General features: G+C 72.9%; 14 protein-coding genes. 2 read left to right on the top strand and 12 right to left on the bottom strand.

All coding sequences use genetic code 11. From position 1 onward, the window contains the following. Nucleotides 1-97 precede the first annotated feature (97 nt). The 8 genes from ACWDSL_RS02485 to infC all read right to left on the bottom strand — a co-directional run bounded on the left by ACWDSL_RS02485 (nt 98) and on the right by infC (nt 9,139). On the bottom strand, nt 98-1,321 hold the full coding sequence (locus ACWDSL_RS02485) for a PP2C family protein-serine/threonine phosphatase (RefSeq protein WP_450480908.1): 1,224 nt from the start codon (nt 1,319-1,321) through the stop codon (nt 98-100). Nucleotides 1,322-1,590: 269 nt separating this feature from the next. Continuing rightward, nucleotides 1,591-4,116: a phenylalanine--tRNA ligase subunit beta gene (gene pheT, locus ACWDSL_RS02480; protein WP_450480906.1), complete on the bottom strand. Its 2,526-nt coding sequence runs from the start codon at nt 4,114-4,116 to the stop codon at nt 1,591-1,593. Continuing rightward, entirely contained in the window at nt 4,116-5,261 is a 1,146-nt protein-coding gene (gene pheS / locus ACWDSL_RS02475) for a phenylalanine--tRNA ligase subunit alpha (RefSeq protein WP_450480904.1), read from the bottom strand. The genes pheT and pheS overlap by 1 nt, the downstream gene beginning before the upstream one ends. Before the next feature lie 146 nt (nt 5,262-5,407). Next, nucleotides 5,408-6,577, bottom strand: coding sequence for a sensor histidine kinase (locus tag ACWDSL_RS02470; RefSeq protein WP_450480902.1), 1,170 nt, complete (start codon nt 6,575-6,577; stop codon nt 5,408-5,410). A 75-nt stretch (nt 6,578-6,652) separates the two neighbouring features. Further along, nucleotides 6,653-7,486, bottom strand: a complete 834-nt coding sequence (locus ACWDSL_RS02465) for a TrmH family RNA methyltransferase (protein ID WP_450480900.1) — start codon at nt 7,484-7,486, stop codon at nt 6,653-6,655. Between the two features lie 104 nt (nt 7,487-7,590). After that, nucleotides 7,591-7,974, bottom strand: a complete 384-nt coding sequence (gene rplT, locus ACWDSL_RS02460) for a 50S ribosomal protein L20 (protein WP_014175141.1) — start codon at nt 7,972-7,974, stop codon at nt 7,591-7,593. A gap of 101 nt (nt 7,975-8,075) precedes the next feature. Then, nucleotides 8,076-8,270: a 50S ribosomal protein L35 gene (gene rpmI, locus ACWDSL_RS02455; RefSeq protein WP_014175142.1), complete on the bottom strand. Its 195-nt coding sequence runs from the start codon at nt 8,268-8,270 to the stop codon at nt 8,076-8,078. A 116-nt stretch (nt 8,271-8,386) separates the two neighbouring features. Next, complete coding sequence (gene infC / locus ACWDSL_RS02450; RefSeq protein WP_450480898.1) at nt 8,387-9,139, bottom strand: translation initiation factor IF-3; 753 nt, start codon at nt 9,137-9,139, stop codon at nt 8,387-8,389. Nucleotides 9,140-9,427: 288 nt separating this feature from the next. Between infC and ACWDSL_RS02445 the strand changes: the two genes are divergently transcribed. Beyond that, nucleotides 9,428-9,799 (top strand): DUF1844 domain-containing protein, encoded by a 372-nt coding sequence (locus tag ACWDSL_RS02445; protein WP_385624622.1) that lies wholly within the window; start codon nt 9,428-9,430, stop codon nt 9,797-9,799. 76 nt (nt 9,800-9,875) lie between these two features. On the opposite strand, the gene ACWDSL_RS02440 is transcribed toward ACWDSL_RS02445, so the two are convergent. Together ACWDSL_RS02440 and ACWDSL_RS02435 are read right to left on the bottom strand one after the other, a co-directional pair. Further along, a complete protein-coding gene (locus ACWDSL_RS02440) occupies nt 9,876-10,682 on the bottom strand; it encodes an aquaporin (protein ID WP_450480895.1) in 807 nt (268 codons plus the stop codon). A gap of 146 nt (nt 10,683-10,828) precedes the next feature. Then, the gene (locus ACWDSL_RS02435) at nt 10,829-11,563 is read right to left on the bottom strand and encodes an SseB family protein (protein WP_450480893.1); all 735 of its coding nucleotides are present in this window, start codon (nt 11,561-11,563) and stop codon (nt 10,829-10,831) included. Between the two features lie 336 nt (nt 11,564-11,899). On the opposite strand from ACWDSL_RS02435, the gene ACWDSL_RS02430 reads away from it, so the two are divergent. Continuing rightward, on the top strand, nt 11,900-12,697 hold the full coding sequence (locus tag ACWDSL_RS02430; protein ID WP_450480892.1) for a serine hydrolase: 798 nt from the start codon (nt 11,900-11,902) through the stop codon (nt 12,695-12,697). 31 nt (nt 12,698-12,728) lie between these two features. Here the strand turns inward: ACWDSL_RS02430 and mycP are convergent, their stop codons facing one another. Both mycP and ACWDSL_RS02420 read right to left on the bottom strand, forming a co-directional pair. Continuing rightward, the gene (gene mycP / locus ACWDSL_RS02425) at nt 12,729-13,967 is read right to left on the bottom strand and encodes a type VII secretion-associated serine protease mycosin (protein ID WP_450480890.1); all 1,239 of its coding nucleotides are present in this window, start codon (nt 13,965-13,967) and stop codon (nt 12,729-12,731) included. 30 nt (nt 13,968-13,997) lie between these two features. Continuing rightward, the gene (locus ACWDSL_RS02420; protein WP_450480888.1) at nt 13,998-15,122 is read right to left on the bottom strand and encodes a hypothetical protein; all 1,125 of its coding nucleotides are present in this window, start codon (nt 15,120-15,122) and stop codon (nt 13,998-14,000) included. Between the last annotated feature and the right edge of the window lie 94 nt (nt 15,123-15,216).

Here is a 15,216-nt window from a genome sequence, read left to right as displayed (position 1 = left end):
CCTGATGCGCCCGCAGCCGCGTGCCCCGCATGGCCAGCGTAGTGGAGGTCGGTTCGCACGGGGTGTGAACCGACCCGGGGTGTGAACAGGCCCGGCCTCAGCCGGTCTTCATCTCGTTGCGCAGCGCCAGCAGGGCGACGTCGTCGGCGAGTCGGCCGCCGGTGTGCCGCAGCACCGCCGACCGCACCCCGTCGACGACCGCCGCGGGGACGATCGGGCCGGTGCCCGCGGCCTTGACCAGGGCGGGTCCGAGCTCGAAGAAGGTCCCGTGCGCGTCGCGGGCGTCCTCGGCCCCGTCGGTGTGCAGGACGAGCGCCTCGCCGGGCTGCAGCGGGGCGCCGCGGGCGGCGGGGAGGTCGTCGGGCAGCGGGAAGGGGCCGAGCGGGGGCAGCACTTCGCCCAGGTCCAGCCGGCGCGCCCGCACCTCGCCGCCCGGCCCCCGCACCTCGCCGCCAGGCGCCCGCGCCTCGCCGGTCGCGTCCTCGGAGAGCAGATACGGCCAGGGGTGGCCGCAGTTGAGGGCGGTGAGCTCGCCGTCGGGGCCCATTTCGAGCAGGAGTACGGTGACGAACTCCTCCGCGACCGGGGTCCTCGGCTCCTCCCCGGCCGGGGGATCGCCCAGGGCGCGCTCGTGCAGATGGCGCTGAAGCGCGCGGTCCAGGCGGCGCATGACGTCGGTGAGTTCGGGCTCGTCGTAGGCGGCCTCGCGGAAGACGCCGAGCACGGCGGCGACGCTGCCGATGGCGCCGACGCCGTGGCCGCGCGCATCCCCGATGATCAGCCGGACGCCGTGCGCGGTGGCCAGCACCTCGTACAGATCGCCGCCGACCGCGGCGCCCCGGCTGGCCGACAGATAGCCGGCTGCCATCTCGATACCGTCCAGGCGGGCCGGCAGCGGCCGCAGCACCGCGTCCTGCGCGGCGGCGGCCACCGCCCGCAGCTGCTCCAGTTCGCGGACCAGCCGCAGCCTGCGGCCGTTGGTGAGATAGCTGGCGACGACCACGGCGAGGATGGCGCCGCAGCTGACCAGGCTCGCATGTGATTCCTCCACGTCGCCGTCGGGTTCCAGGGTGCTCGGCGGGCCGAGGGCGAACAGCATGCTCGCGCCGCCGAGCAGCAGGATGCATCGGCGGCGGCCGCTGCTGGCGCAGGCGATGGCGGGTGCGGCGGCGAGGAGCGGGACCACTTCGGTGTCGTGCGGGGTCAGCAGCTCCCAGCAGAGGGCGCCGAGCACCCAGAGGCAGGGGATGACCGTGGTGAGGGCCCGTCGGCCCCGTGCACCCGGTACGAACGCACCGCCGACTGCCCATGTCCCGATCATGTGTCGTCCCCCAACGCCGGCCAATGAGGCGGTTGGCCGGGCCCTGGTGGTCGGTGCTGCGCGGGCCGTGCGACCGGAACGATTCTTTCGACAGCTTCTGCCAAAATGAGTAGTCAGACTCCGATTCTCACCTGATCGGGTGAGATGTTCTTCACCGTGTTGCCGAACGCCACGCCGAAGCAGCGACAAACGGTCCCCTCAACGCCGTGGGGGCGCACCCCGTTTACGGGATACGCCCCCACCAGCACTCAGGCGAAACGGCGAAACGCTCAGGCGCCGCGCAGCACCGCCCCGGTGCGCTCGACCGCCGCCGCGACGGCCGCGTCACGGGCCGCCGAGGCCTCCTCGGCCGTCAGCGTGCGGTCGGGGGCGCGGAAGCGGAGTGCGTAGGCCAGGGACTTCTTGCCCTCGCCCAACTGCTCGCCGGTGAAGACGTCGAACAGCCGCAGCGATTCGAGGAGTTCACCCGCGCCGGTCCGCAGCGCCGCCTCGACATCGGCCGAGGCGACCGACGCGTCGACGACGAGCGCGACGTCCTGGGTGGCCACCGGGAAGGTGGACACATGCGGCGCCTGGACCGGGCCAGGGGCCGCCCGCTCCAGGCGGTCGAGCTCGATCTCCATCGCGCAGGTGCGCTCGGGCAGGCCGAGGGCCTTGGTGACCCGGGGGTGCAGCTCACCGGCGTTGCCCACAAGGATCTCCTGGCCGTCGACGACGGCCAGCAGCGCGGCACAGCGGCCGGGGTGCCAGGGGTCCTGCTGGTCCTGGCGGACGATCAGCTCAACGCCCGCCGCACGGGCCACGATCCGCCCCGCCTCGACCGCGTCGGCCCAGCTCACCGCGGTGTCCGTGCCCCACCAGCCGGACTGCTCACGGGCGCCCGCGAGCACCACGGCGGCGCGCCGCGGCTGGCTGGGCAGCGCGGCGTTCAGCTCGGCGATCTCCTCGTCCGACGGACGGTGGTCGACGGGCAGGCTGATCGCCGGGGGCTCGTCGCCGGTGGCGCGGAAGACCAGACCCGTCTCGAACAGCGCGAGGTCGTGCGTCCCGCGGCCGTCGTTGCGCCGCAGCGCGGCGAGCAGCCCCGGCAGCATGGTGGTGCGCAGCGCCGGCTCGGCGTCGGAGAGCGGGTTGACCAGGCGGACCAGGTCGCGCCGCGGATCGTCCGCGGCCAGGCCCAGCTGGTCGAGCACTTCCTCGCCGATGAACGGGTAGTTCAGGGCCTCCACATAGCCGGCGCCGGCCAGCGCCCGGCCGACCCGGCGGTGCAGCCGCTGGCGCTCGGTGAGCCCGCGGCCGGCCGGCGGCTGGGGCAGGGTCGAGGGCAGGTTCTCATAGCCCTCCAGCCGGATGACCTCCTCGGCGAGGTCGTTGGGGTCCCGCAGATCGGGCCGCCAGCTGGGGACGGTCACGGTGAGGGTGTCGGCGCCGTAGACGTCGCAGCCGACCTGCTGGAGCCGGCGCACCACGGTCTCCCGGCCGTAGGCGAGGCCCGCGACCTTGTCCGGGTGGTCGGCGGCCACCGTGATCGTATGGGGCGCGCCGGGCGCGATGATCTCGGTGACGCCCGCCTCGGCAGTGCCGCCCGCCAGCAGCACCAGCAGGTCCACGGTGCGCTGGGCGGCCGCCGAGGCGGCCTCGGGGTCGACGCCGCGCTCGAAGCGCCGGGACGCCTCGGAGGACAGCTTGTGGCGGCGCGCCGTACGGGCGATGGAGACCGCGTCGAAGTGCGCGGCCTCGACGACCACGTCGGTGGTGCCCTGGACGGCGCCGGTCTCGGGGTCGGTCACGGCGTCGGCGATCTCGGTGTTGGCACCGCCCATGACGCCGGCGAGCCCGATCGGGCCGTTGTCGTCGGTGATCACCAGATCCTCGGCGTCCAGGACGCGCTTGGTGCCGTCGAGGGTGGTGAACTTCTCGCCCGGCTCGGCGCGGCGCACGCCGATCGCCCCGCTGACGCGCGACCGGTCGTAGGCGTGCAGCGGCTGCCCGAGCTCGAGCATCACGTAGTTGGTGATGTCGACGGCGAGCGAGACCGGCCGCATCCCGGCCTTCTGCAGCCTGCGCCGCAGCCAGATCGGGGAGTGCGCCTCGGGGTCGAGCCCGGTGACCGTACGCGCGGTGAAGCGGTCGCAGCCGATCCGGTCGGCGACCTGGACCGGGTAGCCGTGCGCGTTGGGCGCGGGCACGTCCAGCAGGGCCGGATCGCGCAGCGGCAGCCCGTACGCGGTGGCGGCCTCGCGGGCGATACCGCGCAGCGACAGGCAGTAGCCGCGGTCCGGGGTGACGGCGATGTCCAGGACCTCGTCGACGAGCTGAAGCAGCTCGATCGCGTCGGTGCCCACCTCGTACTCCGGGGGCAGCACGATGATGCCCTTGTGGTCGTCGGACATGTCCAGCTCGGCGGCCGAGCAGATCATGCCCTCGGAGACCCTGCCGTACGTCTTGCGCGCCGCGATCGCGAAGCCGCCGGGCAGCACCGCGCCGGGCAGGGAGACGACGACCTTGTCGCCGACCGCGAAGTTGGTCGCGCCACAGATGATGTTCTGCGGCTCGCCCGTACCGTTCGCCTGTCCGACGTCGACCTGGCAGTAGCGGATGGGCTTCTTGAAGCCCTCCAGCGTCTCGATCGCCAGCACCCGGCCGACCACCAGGGGGCCCTTGAGCCCGGCGCCGAGCTGCTCGACGGTCTCGACCTCGAGCCCGGCCGAGACGAGTTTGGCCTGCACGTCGCGGCCGGTCTCACCGGCCGGCAGGTCGACGTACTCCCGCAGCCAAGAAAGCGGGACCCGCATCAGATCTCCATCCCGAAGGGCCGGGTGAAGCGCACATCACCCTCGACCATGTCTCGCATGTCTTCCACGTTGTGCCGGAACATCAGCATCCGCTCGATGCCGAACCCGAAGGCGAACCCGCTGTACTTCTCCGGGTCGATGCCACAGGCGATCAGCACCCGCGGGTTGACCATGCCGCAGCCGCCGAGCTCGATCCAGCCCTCGCTCGAGCAGGTGCGGCAGGGCCGGTCGGGGTTGCCGACCGAGGCGCCGCGGCACACATAGCACTGCATGTCCATCTCGGCGGACGGCTCGGTGAACGGGAAGAAGTTCGGCCGCAGCCGGGTGGACATGCCCTCCCCGAACAGCGCCCTGACCATGTGGTCCAGGGTGCCCTTGAGGTCGGCCATGGTCAGGCCCTCGTCGACGGCCAGCAGCTCGACCTGGTGGAAGACCGGGGTGTGGGTGGCGTCCAACTCGTCGGTACGGAACGTCCGGCCGGGGCAGATCACATAGATGGGCGGCTTCCGGTCGAGCATCGACCGGATCTGCACGGGCGAGGTGTGGGTGCGCAGCACCACCCCGGACTCGCCGCCCTCCTGCCCCTTCGCACCCTTCGCGCCCTTCGCGGCCTGTACGAAGAAGGTGTCCTGCATCTCACGGGCCGGGTGGTCCGGCGGGAAGTTGAGCGCGTCGAAGTTGAACCACTCCGCCTCGACCTCGGGCCCCTCGGCGACCTCGTAGCCCATGGCCACGAAGACGTCCTCGATGCGCTCCGAGAGCGTGGTGATGGGGTGGCGGGCGCCGGCCGGGATCCGGTCGTACGGCAGTGTGACGTCCACCGCCTCCTCGACCAGCACCCGGGCGTCCCGCTCCGCTTCCAGCTCCGTCTGCCGGGCCGCCAGCGCCTTGTTCACCGCCCCGCGCGCCTGGCCGACGCGCTTGCCCGCGTCCGCCTTCGCATGCGGCGGCAGCGCGCCGATCTCGCGGTTGGCCAGCGCCAGCGGCGAGCGGTCGCCGGTGTGCGCGACCTTCACCTCGCGCAGCGCCTCGAGATCACCGGCCGCGGCGACGGCGGCAAGCGCCTCGTCCCGCATCCGGGCGACCTCTTCTGGTTTCAATGCCTCGACCTCGACAGGGTCGTACGACTTATTCGGTGCCGACATCTCTTCCCGTGCTTCCGATTGGCTGGGCGCGGCCCGCCTCGACCACTGGTGCGCCAAAGGTGCCAAAAGCCGAGTCTAAAGGGCGCTGGACCGCGCTGTTCCGGGGGACGCCCCGGGCCCCGGTCGAGTGTGGGCCCGTGGGCTCCTCAGGCCAGGTAGGCCGGGGTACCCACGGGCAGGGTAAATCGGAACTCCGCGCCGCCGCCGTGGGCCCGGCCGACGGTGATCGTCCCGCCGTGTGCCTCGACGATGCCCTTGACGATGTACAGGCCCAGGCCGGTGCCGCCGCGCTTGCTGCCCCGCCAGAAGCGGGTGAAGACGCGGCTCATCGACTCCTCCGGGATACCGGGGCCCTCATCGCTCACGGTGACGGCGGTCCTTTCGACAGCGGGGCCTTCCGCGGCCGGCTTGACCGGCTCGGGGGCCACCTCAATGGTGACGGTTCCCTCGCCGTGGCGCACCGCGTTTTCCAGGAGGTTCCCCAGCACCTGGTCGACCTTGTCCGGATCGGCCCACAGGCCCGGCAGTGGCTCCCTGACCTTGATGAGAAAGCGCTCGGAGGAGTGACCCGAGGCGGTCAGCGCCTGGACGTGGCGCCGGACCGCGGCCGCGATGTCGACCGGCTGGCGGCGCACCTCAAGACGGCCGGAGTCGATCCGCGATATGTCGAGAAGCTCGGCGATCAGGCGGGTGACGCGGTTGGCGTCGGCGTCGACGGTCTCCAGCATCAGCCGCTTCTGGTCGTCGGTGAAGCGCTCCCATTTCGCCAGCAGCGTCGCCGTGAACCCTTTCACCGAGGTCAGCGGGGAGCGCAGCTCATGGGCGACGGTGGCGATCAGCTCGGCGTGGCTGCGCTCGGTGCGGCGGCGCGCCTCGGTGCCGCGCAGCGAGACCACGACCCGGCGCACCGGCCCCATCGGCCGCTCGCGCACATACCGGGCGGAGACCAGCACCTCACGGCCGCCGGGCAGCAGGAGGTTCCGCTCGGGCTGGCCGACGCGGGTGGCCAGGCCCCCGTACGGATCGGTCAGCGCCCACCAGCGGCGCCCCTCCAGGTCCTCTAACGGGAGCGCGCGCTCCAGCTTCCGCCCCAGGGCGTCGGCCTGGCGGGTCGCGGTGATCCGGGCCGCCGCGGCGTTGAAGCAGGTGACGCGGCCGGTCTCATCGGCGATGACCAGGCCGTCGGGCAGGTCGTCCGGGTGCACGCCGAGGCCCGCCGTGGCCTCGCCCGGCTCCCACCGCGCATACTCGGCGGGCAGGCGCGCTCCAGGCGCACACGTATCACTCGACCTGGCGCCGGAGGTCCTGACGTCCATCCCCGCACCCCCTCCGCTCGCGGCCGGACGCCCCCTTTGACGACAGACCCTGGGCCCCCAGAGGGGGCAACCCTACTAGGTCGATGTGACGGAGCGGCACCCTCCGGGAGCGCGCTGCGCACGAGCGGAGGCGTAGAGGCACACAGCGGCGGCCGTGGCGAGGTTGAGGCTCTCGGCCCTGCCGTGGATCGGAACGCGCACCACGTCGTCCGCGAGTGCGCGGGTCGGCTCCGGCAGCCCCCACGCCTCGTTGCCGAAGATCCAGGCGGTGGGCGCGCCGAGGACCCCCTCGTCGAGCTCGGTGTCCAGGTCCCGCTCCCCCGCCCCGTCGGCGGCCACCACCCGCGCCCCGGCCTCCCGCAGCCCGCTCACGGCTCGCTCCACGGGCACGCCGACGGCGACGGGCAGATGGAACAGGGAGCCCACGGAGGCCCGTACGGACTTGGGGTTGTACAGGTCGACGGAGGCGTCGGTGAGCACCACGGCGTCCGCCCCGGCGGCGTCCGCGCAGCGCAGCACGGTGCCGGCGTTACCGGGGTCGCGGACGTGCGCCAGCACCGCGACCAGCCGGGGGCGGGCGCGCAGTATCTCCTCGAACGGCGTGTCCAGGAAGCGGCACAGCCCGACGATGCCCTGCGGGGTGACGGTGTCCGACATCTCGGCGACGACCTCGTCGGTCGCGGTGAGCACGGGGGCGCCCGCGGCACGGGCGGCGGCGACGATGTCCGCGTGGCGCGCGGCGGCCTCCGGGGTCACGTACACCTCCACGAGGTGCGCCATCGCCTCCCGGACGGCCTGCGGACCCTCGACGAGGAACCTGCGCTCCTTGCCGCGGAAGCTGCGCTTGGCGAGCCGTCTCGCCGCGGTGACGCGCGGCGATTTGAGGGAGGTCAGCTCGGGGGTCGCCATGGGGAGTGTGCTCTCAGTTCTGTTGTCCGGTGCCTACCGACACGCACGGACCCGCAGGTGACAGGTCACCTGCGGGTCCGTAGCCGTACAGCTCAGCGCAGCGACTACGCGGCCTTCGGCGCGTTCACATCGCTCGGCAGCGCCTTCTGCGCGGCCTCGACCAGCGCGGCGAAGGCGTTCGCGTCGTTGACCGCCAGGTCGGCCAGGATCTTGCGGTCCACCTCGATGTTGGCGGCCTTCAGACCCTGGATGAAGCGGTTGTACGTGATGCCGTTGGCGCGGGCAGCGGCGTTGATCCGCTGGATCCACAGCTGCCGGAAGTCGCCCTTGCGCTTCTTGCGGTCGTTGTAGTTGTAGACCAGGGAGTGGGTGACCTGCTCCTTGGCCTTGCGGTACAGGCGGGAGCGCTGGCCCCGGTAACCGCTGGCCTGCTCGAGGATCGCCCGGCGCTTCTTGTGGGCGTTGACTGCCCGCTTGACGCGTGCCACTTGTTTGACTCCTTGTACGGGGCCGCGGCTGACTCACGCGGCCCGGAAACGAATAGGTCCCGGTCGGCTCGGTGCGCGCCCCGCCGTAGCGGGGCGTGGCATCACTTGCCGAGAAGCTTCTTGATCTTCTTGGCGTCGGCCGGGGCCATCTCGGTCTTGCCGGCCAGGCGGCGCGTCAACGTGGACGGCTTGTGCTCGAGAAGGTGGCGGCGACCGGCGCGCTGGCGCATCACCTTGCCGGAGCCGGTGAGCTTGAAACGCTTGCTGGCACCACTGTGCGTCTTGTTCTTCGGCATGTCGCCGTTCTCTCCTCGTCGGGACGCCGTCCGGCCGCTGTGGACACGGTGAAGCGTCGGGATGTTTCGGGTTGTGTCCGGGGCGCGGGGCCCCGGGGTGAGGCTCGCGCCTCGAATCACGCCTCGGCGGGCTCCTCGGCGGGCTCCTCCGCGGGCTCCTCCGCGTGGCTGTGGCCCTGACGCTCCGCCTTGCGGGCGGCCTGCGCCTCGCGGGCTTCGGCCATCGCCTCGGTCTTCTTCTTGTGCGGACCGAGAACCATGATCATGTTTCGGCCGTCCTGCTTCGGGTTGGACTCCACGAAGCCCAGCTCCTGAACGTCCTCGGCCAGCCGCTGCAGCAGCCGGTAGCCGAGTTCGGGCCGGGACTGCTCACGGCCGCGGAACATGATCGTGATCTTGACCTTGTCGCCCTGCTTGAGGAACCGGACGACGTGACCCTTCTTGGTGTCATAGTCGTGCGGGTCGATCTTCGGCCGGAGCTTCATCTCCTTGATGACCGTGTGCGCCTGGTTCTTGCGCGCCTCACGGGCCTTCATGGCCGACTCGTACTTGAACTTTCCGTAGTCCATGAGCTTGCAGACCGGCGGGCGTGCGGTCGCCGCCACCTCGACGAGGTCGAGGTCGTACTCCTGCGCAAGCTCCAGGGCCTTGGCAAGCGGCACGATGCCGACCTGCTCGCCACTGGGACCGACGAGTCGCACCTCGGGGACGCGAATCCGGTCGTTGATGCGGGGCTCGGCGCTGATGGGGCCTCCTCGGTTGCACCACGCGACCGTCTGGCGGACTGCCGCGTAACGTCTGTTCTTGTCGGACCACCGCGCCGTAGACGTGAAAAACGCCCCGGACGGTACGCAGGCGGGGCTCCTCATAGACCGGGAGCACCGCCGCGACATCACCGCGGGGCGCAGCCTGACCGATGACCTGCCGACCGGGGGTCGGTTCAGGTGGGAGTTCGGAGCCTCCACTTGCGGGCCGGACACACCAGTGACCGGCCGGTCGTTTCCCTACGATACCAGGACTGGCCGAGAATGTTCACCAGGGAGGATGCTCACCGCCCGCCCCGCCGCCCGCGCCCGCGCCCCGCCCCGCGGTACGGGCCCGCGGCGCGCCGCCTAGGCTGGGTCTCACCATCCACCAGGAAGTGAGCCTCGAGCACCATGAGCGACGCCAACGCCGGTCAGCCCGCACCCGCGCCCGACTTCGATCAGATGACCCGCGACATCGCGGACGTACCCGCGGTCGAGGTGATCACGACGGTCGCGGTGCACCTGATGAGCGCGGCGGCGGTCAACCTGGGGCTGGCCGAGGAAGGTCCGCAGCACAAGGACCTGGACGAGGCACGGAAGCTGATCAACGCGCTGGCCGGGCTGGTCACGGCCGGCGCCACGGAGATCAGCTCCTTCCACGCCGCGCCGCTGCGCGATGGCCTGAAGTCGCTGCAGCTGGCCTTCCGCGAGGCGTCGGTGGTGCCGGACGAGCCCGGGCAGGGGCCGGGCGAGAAGTTCACCGGGCCGGTCTTCGGGAGCTGAGCGACGCCGAGCGGGGCCGAGCGACGCCGAGCGGGCCGCGCGCTTCCCGCCTCCCACTCTGCCGGCGGCGGGCGGCTTACGCGGCCTCCGGCCCCTTGGCCTCCGGTTCGCCCGTCGCGGGGCCCCTGCCGCCGAGCCGTCTGCCCCAGAGCGTATGCGGCCGGGTGCCGGTCACCTGCTCCTCCTCGACGACCGGCTGCCCGGGGTGGGTGAGCATATGCAGACCCGCCGCCAACACCCCGCCGATCATCGGCGCGATCAGGAACAGCCACAGCTGCGAGAGCGCCCCGCCACCCGCGAACAGCGCCGGGCCGAGGCTGCGCGCCGGGTTCACGGAGGTCCACGTCAGCGGGATGCCGACCAGGTTGACCGCCGTGAGGGCCAGGCCCACCGGCAGCGGCTCCGTGCCGACCAGGGCGACCTTGCTGGTCACCGTGAGGAAGATGAAGACCAGCAGGAACGTCAGCAGCACCTCGGCGAGGAAGGCCCCGCCGCCGCCGATGCCCACGGGCGACCGGCCCCCGTAGCCATTGCTGCCGAACGCGTCGCTGGTCACCAGCCTCGGCACCTGCTTGGCCAGCAGGAAGAGCACCGCCGCGCCCACGATCCCGCCGACCAGCTGCGCCACCCAGTACTCGACGGCCGTACGGATGTCGATGCGCTTGGCCAGCAGCACGCCCAGGGTGACCGCCGGATTGACATGGCAGCCGGAGATACGGCCGAAGGCGTAAGCGATCGCGATCAACGTGAAGCCGAAGGCGAACGAGATGCCGACGGCGTTGATGTAGTCGCCCGCGAGGACCAGGGAACCGACACCGAAGAAGACCAGCAGCGCGGTTCCGACGAATTCGGCCACGACCGTTCTCGTGTCCGTCGTTCGCATCTCCGCTGTATCCGCCGTACTCGTAACCATTGGCGCGCTCCTCGATCGGATCGCCAGTTGTCGTCCTTGCATTGTGGGACGAAAGAGGAGATTTCGCCTGTCGGAGATCGCGGAGGTACGGGGCGTCTACAGGGCAGTCGCAGGGCTCAGCGGCTGAACAGGGGCTCCCCCGGCACCGGCGTCCCCGGCGGCAGCAGCGCCAGGTCAAGACCGCGCACCAGCCGGGCCCGCAGCGTCTCGTCCGCAGCCAGGGCCTCCGCGATCCGCCGTACCGCCTCCGGCGCGGGAACGCCCGGGTCCAGGGCGAGCGCGAGGATCCCGTCCGAATCCGCGGCGGGCGTCAGATGGGCGCGCAGCACACCGGGCTCGGCGGCGAGCACCGTACGCAGCGCCTCCGCGACCGCCGGGTCGGCGAGCGGATCGGCGCTGGTCCGGCCCTCGGCGAGGGCGAGCAGGGCGGGCCCGGTCAGCTGGTACGGCACCGGCCCGGCCAGATCGAGCACCACGGTGTCCGCCTTCTCGTGCGCGGCGGCCTCCAGCGCCTGGCGCAGCGGTACGGCCACCGGGCGGGCGTCGGCGCGCCAGCGGGCCAGCGTCTCCAGGGAGGTGAAGGCGGGCAGGGCGCGCCGGCCGTCGGGCGCCTGAAGCGTGGGCACCGCCATATCGCTGGTCTTCTCCCGGCGCAGTCCATCCGGGCCCTCCTCGACCTCGCCGAGCAGGGCGACCACCGGCACCAGCAGCCGCGCCCCGGTGAGCGCGCCGAGCACTTCGGGCTCGGCGGAGGGGTCGTCGGCCCAGGCGGCGAGCGCCGCGGTCAGGCGAGGGTCGGCGGAGCCGTCGTCGCCGGAAAAGCCGGGGTCGGGGATGTTCTTGAGCGCCACCCGATGAGGGTATCGGGGGCCGCCGAAATCATTACTCACGGGCTCTTAACCTGCCTCTCATCTGGGAAGCAGACCCTGTGCCTAGCGTCGCCCGTCATGGAATCCGGGACTCCAGGGGAAAGAGACAGCGGCGGCGCACACCGTTCCGCCACGCGCCGCCCCGCTCTGTACGCGGCCGTCACGGCGGTGGCACTGTTGATCGGTGCGGTCGCCGTCGGGACGCATGTACGGCCTCAGGACCGGCCGCGGAATGCCGCCCCGCGCGCCACGACCACCCCGGCCGCCGCCTCGCCGTCGGCCACGGCGAGTGGCGGCGGGACCAGGGGAGGAAGCGGCATGGAGCGAGTGGGCAGGCAGAAGACGCAGACGCAGGCACCGGCATCGTCGTCACCTCCGCCGTCGGCCGCCGCGCTGACCGCGGCCCTGACCGACGCGCTGGACGCCGTGGCGGACGGCACCGACGGACAGTTCTCGGCCGCGGTCCTGGACACCGGCTCGGCGGCGGGCGCGGTGTACGGCGACGGCGCGTACGACGCCGCGAGCATCGTGAAGGTGGACATCCTCGCCGCGCTGCTGCTCCAGGCCCAGGACGCGGGGCGGCAGCTCACGGCCCAGGAGCGCTCGTACGCCACCGTGATGATCCAGAAGAGCGACAACGACGCGGCGACCGCGCTGTGGCAGGAGATCGGCGGCGCGGCGGGCCTCGACGCCGCCAACAAGCGGCTCGGGCTGACCGAGACACACGGCGGCCAGTCGGGGCGGTGGGGGCTCACCCAGACCACCGCCGCCGATCAGCTCACGCTGCTGCGGGCGGTCTTCGCGACCGGCGCGGAGGGCGGCAAGGCGGTGCTCAGCGAGGTGTCCCGGGCGTATATCCAGCAGCTCATGGGGCAGATAGCCGAGGATCAGGCCTGGGGCGTCTCGGCCGCCGCCGACGACGCGGCCGGCACCCGGCTCAAGAACGGCTGGCTGCCGCGCAGCGCCACCGGACTGTGGGTCGTCAACAGCATCGGCCGGGTCACGGCGCAGGGCCGTACGTATCTTGTGGCCGTGCTCTCCAGCGGGCACAAGGACATGGACAGCGGTGTCGCGCTCGTGGAGTCCGCGGCCCGCGCGGCCGTGGGCGTTTTTTAAAGTGTTGTAGGGATTTGCAGGACTTGGAACCTCAGTTGCCGGGCCGCCGACCCACGCCCCGCCGCCACCGGGCGAACCCCGCCCCCGGACCCCGCAGCGGCCCCGACCCGCGCCACAGCGCCACCGCGGCGGCCAGCAGGCCCGCCCCGGCCACTCCGGCGGTGAGCGCGAGGCGGTTCGGGCCGCCCTCGTCGCTCTCCGTACGGGCGTGGTCCGGGCCCGAGCCGAAGTAGCGCTGGGGAGAGGCCCCCACGGCCGGCCGCTGCGCCTGGGGCTTGAGCTTCGCCCCCGCCTTGATCGCCGCCGCGGGGTCCACCAGGCCCGCGCCGAGATCGTCGTTGCGGCCGCCCTTGGGGCGGTCCTGGGCGGTGTCGATGAGCAGCTGTCTGATCTGCCGGGGGCTCAGCTCGGGGTGGGCGGCGCGGACGAGTGCGGCCGAGCCCGAGACGAACGCGGCGGCGGCGCTGGTCCCCCAGCCCTCGTAGTAGCGCCGGTCGGGGTCGGCGATGACCACGTCGTCGCCGGGCGCGCAGACCGCGGCGTACCAGCGGCGGGTGGAGAAGACGGCGCGCAAGCCGTAACGGTCCACGGCGGTCACCGCGATCACCCCGGGGTACGCGGCCGGATAGGAGGCCCGGTCGCCGTCCTCGCCGCCGTTGCCCGCCGAGGCCACCACGACCACACCCTTGCGCAGCGCGTACTGCACGGCGGCGTCCTCGGCGGGCTCGGGGTGCGCGGACTTGCTGTCGTCGCCCAGCGACAGGTTGATCACGTCGGCGCCGTGGTCGACCGCCCAGCGGATCCCGTTCGCCAGCGCGCCGCCGCGCTGCGTACGGGCCTTCTTACGGGCCGGGTCGTCCTCCTCCAGGATCACGCGTACCGGCAGGATCTTGGCCTCGGGGGCCACGCCCTTCACGCCGTCGCTGCCGGAGGCGCCGTGTCCATGCCCCGCGATGATCCCGGCCATGGCGGTCCCGTGCCGGGCCCAGGCGCGGTCGCCGCGCCCGGCTCCGAAGCCGACCATGTCCTTGCCCGTGAGGACCTGGCCCGCGAGGTCCGGGTGCTGGTCGTCCACGCCGGTGTCGAGCACCGCGACCGTCACGCCCGCGCCCTTGGTCGTCTGCCAGGCGGTCGGCACGTGAATGGCGTCCAGCGCCCACTCCCGCGCCTGTATCGCGTCCGCCCGGGCGGACACGGCGGGCAGCAGCGCCAGCCCGGCCGCGGCCAGCCCCGCGCCCACGGCCCGGCCCAGCCGCCGCCGGCGGGTCATCGGGGGACCTCCGTCATCGCAGGACCTCCGTCATCGCGGGTCCTCCGTCTTGGACAGGGCGCGGCGGAAGGCGCGCTCGATCTCGTCGGCGATGCCGCGCGCGTCGTGGCCGAGGCCCGACTGGGCCGGGGCCGTCGTCGCGCCGCCGCGGGTGGCCTCGCCGGCCGGCTGCGGGTCGGTGACCTTACGGCCGTCGGCGAAGCCGGACACGGTGTACACGACGGCCGGGGCGTCGGGCAGGATCCGGATCCGCCAGCTGCCGCGCTGGGCATCGCCGAAACCGGCGGCGGCGGTGCCCTTCGCCGCGTACGGGCGGGGCATGAGGTCGGCGCGCTCGCCCAGCCCCTCGGCCTGGAACCGCTCGCTGAGCTTGCGCATGGTCCCCGACCCGGACTTCGTCACCAGCAGGCCGACGGTGGTCACACCGGTGCTGGTGGCGTCCGTATAGGTGGCGCGCAGCAGCCGCTTGCAGCCGACCGGGGCCAGGGCCTTCTCGAGCAGCGGGTCGAAGGCACCGCCGCAACTGCTGTCCGGCGCGACCGCGATCCGCGTCCAGTCGCGGTCGGCGCCGCCGGGACCGGCCCCGCGCAGGGTGCGGGGGAAGAGCTCGTCGACGGGGACGCTGTGCCAGGCGCTGCGGGCCCGTGCGTAGCTGTCGCCGTCGGCCTGCCGGGACCCGGAGTCGCCGGTCAGCCAGGATCCGGCCGCCGCGCCGCCGAGCAGCCCGAGGCCGAGGACGAGACTGGCGGCGGCGGCCGCGACCCTGCCGCGAGTGCGGCGGCCGGGGCGGCGCCATGGGCCGAAGGCGGCCGGCCGGGGGGCGAAGGGGGGCGCGGCGGGCGCGGGTGCGGAGGTGGGGCGTGGGGGGAGGCCGGTGGGGCGCGGCGGGCTGTCGGCCGACCGCGCCCGCGGTATGCCCGTGCCGCTGCCCGCGGCTGTGTTCCCGCCCGTGTTCCCGCTCGTACTCGCGCCTGCGTTTCCGCCCCGGTTCGGGCGCGGGGTGCGCAGCGGTACGCCCAGGATCGGGGTGTCCGGGTCGCCCAGCGGCCCGGCTCCGGGGGTGGCGCCCGGCGGGGGCGCGGGGTGCGGAGGGTGGGCGGGGCGGGGTGGTGGGATGCGGTGTGGGCTGCGTGCCTGTTCCGCTTCGGTGCTCACCTGCACCCCTCTCGCACCCTCGAAAGACTTCGAAAGACGTGTTGTGTGCGCGACACTCTACGGTGCGCCGGGCGCCATTCGCACCGGTCGCCCT

This window comes from Streptomyces sp. NPDC000941, from assembly GCF_053599555.1.
Note: the sequence above shows the minus strand (reverse complement) of the source record. Positions and strands in the feature narration are given on the sequence as shown.

Bases quoted from the DNA above. Each gene is read 5' to 3' on its own strand.
- ACWDSL_RS02485 (WP_450480908.1), bottom strand. From the start codon at position 1,321: ATGATCGGGACATGGGCAGTCGGCGGTGCGTTCGTACCGGGTGCACGG.
- pheT (WP_450480906.1), bottom strand. From the start codon at position 4,116: ATGCGGGTCCCGCTTTCTTGGCTGCGGGAGTACGTCGACCTGCCGGCC.
- pheS (WP_450480904.1), bottom strand. From the start codon at position 5,261: ATGTCGGCACCGAATAAGTCGTACGACCCTGTCGAGGTCGAGGCATTG.
- ACWDSL_RS02470 (WP_450480902.1), bottom strand. From the start codon at position 6,577: ATGGACGTCAGGACCTCCGGCGCCAGGTCGAGTGATACGTGTGCGCCT.
- ACWDSL_RS02465 (WP_450480900.1), bottom strand. From the start codon at position 7,486: ATGGCGACCCCCGAGCTGACCTCCCTCAAATCGCCGCGCGTCACCGCG.
- rpmI (WP_014175142.1), bottom strand. From the start codon at position 8,270: ATGCCGAAGAACAAGACGCACAGTGGTGCCAGCAAGCGTTTCAAGCTC.
- infC (WP_450480898.1), bottom strand. From the start codon at position 9,139: ATGAGGAGCCCCGCCTGCGTACCGTCCGGGGCGTTTTTCACGTCTACG.
- ACWDSL_RS02445 (WP_385624622.1), top strand. From the start codon at position 9,428: ATGAGCGACGCCAACGCCGGTCAGCCCGCACCCGCGCCCGACTTCGAT.
- ACWDSL_RS02440 (WP_450480895.1), bottom strand. From the start codon at position 10,682: ATGCGAACGACGGACACGAGAACGGTCGTGGCCGAATTCGTCGGAACC.
- ACWDSL_RS02430 (WP_450480892.1), top strand. From the start codon at position 11,900: ATGGAGCGAGTGGGCAGGCAGAAGACGCAGACGCAGGCACCGGCATCG.
- mycP (WP_450480890.1), bottom strand. From the start codon at position 13,967: ATGACCCGCCGGCGGCGGCTGGGCCGGGCCGTGGGCGCGGGGCTGGCC.